Genomic DNA, 3253 nt, shown 5'->3' with positions numbered 1-3253 from the left:
CGACGACACTCTCCGCCCCGGACGCGGCAGCCAGCCCCGCAACGGTCGGGGTCTGGAACAGCGCCCGCACCGAGACCGACACACCACGGCCGCGCAGGATCTCCACCAGGCGGATCGCCAGCAGGGAGTGGCCGCCCAGCGCGAAGAAGTCGTCGTCGACGCCGACACTGTCCACGCCGAGGACCTCGGCGAACGCCGCGCACAGGATCTCCTCACGGACCGTGGAAGGGCCGCGGCCGGAACCGGTCACGTACTCCGGAACGGGTAGGGCCTTGCGGTCCAGCTTCCCGTTCGAGGTCAGCGGCAGCGCATCCAGGACCACCACCGCCGACGGAACCATGTACTCGGGCAACCGCTCGGAGACGAAACGGCGCACCTCCTGGGCCGGTTCACCGCTCTGCGGCCCCTCGCCCAGCACCGCGTAGGCCACCAGGCGCGGGTCCCCGGGCACATCCTCACGGACCACGACGGCGGCCTGCGCCACCGCCGGGTGCGCGGCGACGGCGGCCTGCACCTCACCCAGCTCGATGCGGAAGCCGCGGACCTTGACCTGTTCGTCAGCGCGGCCCACGAACAGCAGGCGGCCGTCCGCGTCCCAGCGGACCAGGTCGCCGGTCCGGTACATCCGCTCACCGGCCGCGCCGAACGGGCACGCCACGAACCGGTCCGCGGTCAGGTCGGGCCGGCCCACATAGCCGCGCGCCAGACCCGCACCCGCCACGTACAGCTCACCGACGGAACCGACCGGCACCGGGGAGAGGAATTCGTCCACCACGTACGCACGCGCGTTGCCGACAGGAGTGCCGATCGGCACCTCCCGCACTCCGGGGGCGCACCGCCACACCGTGGCGTCGACGGTGGTTTCCGTCGGCCCGTAGGTGTTGAACAGCACCCGCCCGGCCGACCAGCGGTCCACCAGGTCCGGCGAGCACGCCTCACCGCCGACCTCGAGGACGACGTCCTGCGCCAGCGATCCCGGCTCGAGCCCGGCGAGGACAGCAGGCGGCAGCGTCGCGTGGGTGATCAGCTGCTCGGCGAAGAACCGGGAGAGCTCCTGCCCGAGGCGCCGCTCGGCCGGTACGACCACCAACGCCGCGCCTGACGTCAGCGCCAGCGACCACTCCAGGCAGAAGTTGTCGAAGCTGAGCGAGGCGAACTGGGCGACCCGTGAGCCGGGACCGGCTCCGAACCGCTTCTGGGCGGCCGCCCGCGTGTTCGCGAAGCCGGCATGCTGCACGACCACACCCTTGGGTCGCCCCGTCGACCCAGAGGTGTAGATCACGTAGGCCGGGTGGGCGAGAGAGCGTGTCCCCTCCGCGACCGGCGCGTGCACCGCCTGCTCCGTCAGGGCGGCAACGGTCTCCGGTGCGTCGATCAGCGTCACCGCGGCCGAGGCCGGAACGCTGCCGACCGTCCCCGCGGCGCCGAGGATCACCGCCGGTGCGGCGTCGGCCACCATGTGGGCGACCCGCTCGGCGGGATAGGCAGGGTCGACCGGCAGATACGCGGCCCCCGTCTTCAGCACACCGAGCAGCGCCACCATCAGGTCCACGCCGCGTTCCAGCACCACGGCCACCAGCGACTCAGGGCCCACGCCCTGTGCCATGAGGTGGTGCGCGAGGCGGTTGGCGCGGGCGTCCAGCTCCGCGTACGACACCTCAGCGCCGTCGGCGATCACCGCCATCGCGTCCGGAGTGCGGGCCACCTGCGCCTCGAACAGTTCCGGCACCGTGGCCTGCGGCACCTCGGCCGCGGTGTCGTTCCACTCCACCACCAGGCGCCGACGCTCGGCCTCGTCGAGAATGCCGACGGCGCCGATGTGTGCGGCCGGGTTGTCGGCGAGTGTCCGCAGCACCTTCCCGAAACGCTGCGCGAGCCGCTGGACGGTGTCCACCTCGAACAGGTCCGCCGCCGCGACCAGGACACCACGCAGCCCTGCGGGACGGCCGTCGGCGTCGAAGACCTCTCGGACGGTCACGTCCAGGTCGAACTTGGCCACCGGGGTGCCCGAGGGGCCGGCCTCCGCCGCCACGCCGGACAGGTCCAGGCGGGCGTCGGCGCCGTTCTGCACCGTCAGTGTCACCTGGAACAGCGGGTGCCGGGACAGCGAGCGGGACGGTGCCAGCTCCTCCACCAGACGCTCGAACGGCACGTCTTGGTGCCCGTACCCGGCGAGAGCCGTCTCCCGCACCCGCGAGAACAGCTCGGTGAACGTCGGATTCCCGGACAGGTCCGTACGCAGCACCAGTGTGTTGACGAAGAAGCCGACCAGGTCGTCGAGTGCCTCGTCCGTGCGGCCGGCGTGTGGCGTGCCGATCGGGATGTCGGTGCCGGCGCCGAGACGGCTCAGCAGTACCGCCAGAGCGGACTGGAGCACCATGGCCACCGTCACGCCCTCGGCGCGGGCGACCTGCGCCAGCCGCGCGTGCACCTCTGCCGGGATCTCCAGCGGGACACCGTGGCCGCGGTGGCCGAGGACCGCCGGACGGGGGCGGTCGTAGGGCAGCGTCAGCTCTTCGGGTACCTCGGCTCGTCCGGCCCGGCCGGGAACAGCCAGGCCCGGATCGGCACCTCGGTGGACAGGTCGAACGCGTACTGCGCCGCCTCGGCCACCGCGGCGTCCACGTCCACCGCGGCCACCTCCCGGACCTCCAGCTCCCACCGGAGGTTCGTGGGGCTGAGAACGTTCTGGTACGGCTCCCCGTCGGCGGTGGCGAACACCGTCCGCAGCACCTCGTGGCGGCCGATCACATCCCGCAGCGCCGCGTTCAGCGCCCCGGTGTCCAGGGCACCCTTGAGCCGCAGCACCATCGGGATGTTGTAGGTGGCGCTCGGGCCTTCCAACTGGCCGAGGAACCACAGGCGGCGCTGCGCGTACGACAGCGGAACCCGCTCCGGACGTGTCCGCGCCGTCAGCGCCGTCCGGTTGCGACCTCGGCGAACGCCGCGCACAGGATCTCCTCGCGGACCGTGGCGGGACCACGGCCGGAACCGGTCGCGTACTCGGGTGCCGGCAGGACCTTGCGGTCCAGCTTCCCGTTCGGGGTCAGCGGCAGTGCGTCCAACGTGACGACCGCCGACGGGACCATGTACTCCGGCAGTTGCGCCGACGCGAACCGGCGGACGACGTCGACGAGTTCGCTGCCCTGGGATTCCTCGGCCGGGACGACGTAGGCGACCAGGCGCTTGTCACCGGGGCTGTCCTCACGGGCGATCACCGCCGCCTGAGCGACCTGCGGGTGCCCGGCGACGA

The 3253-nt window shown here is 72.5% G+C and carries 3 protein-coding genes; all 3 read right to left on the bottom strand.

What is annotated here, in order from left to right; translation table 11 throughout:
• The coding region (locus IH50_RS38300) for a non-ribosomal peptide synthetase (RefSeq protein WP_234328334.1) at positions 1 to 2506 on the bottom strand (2506 nt) is incomplete at its 3' end.
• A 2-nt stretch (positions 2507 to 2508) separates the two neighbouring features.
• Positions 2509 to 2952, bottom strand: coding sequence for a condensation domain-containing protein (locus IH50_RS43030; RefSeq protein ID WP_051767600.1), 444 nt, complete (start codon positions 2950 to 2952; stop codon positions 2509 to 2511).
• A partial coding sequence (locus IH50_RS39020) for an AMP-binding enzyme (protein ID WP_158801421.1) occupies positions 2913 to 3253 on the bottom strand: 341 nt, incomplete at its 5' end. The genes IH50_RS43030 and IH50_RS39020, both read right to left, overlap by 40 nt.

This window comes from Streptomyces sp. NRRL S-37 (assembly GCF_000721605.1).
Classification (GTDB): Bacteria; Actinomycetota; Actinomycetes; order Streptomycetales; family Streptomycetaceae; genus Streptomyces.
This window is presented reverse-complemented; position numbering and strand designations above follow the sequence as displayed.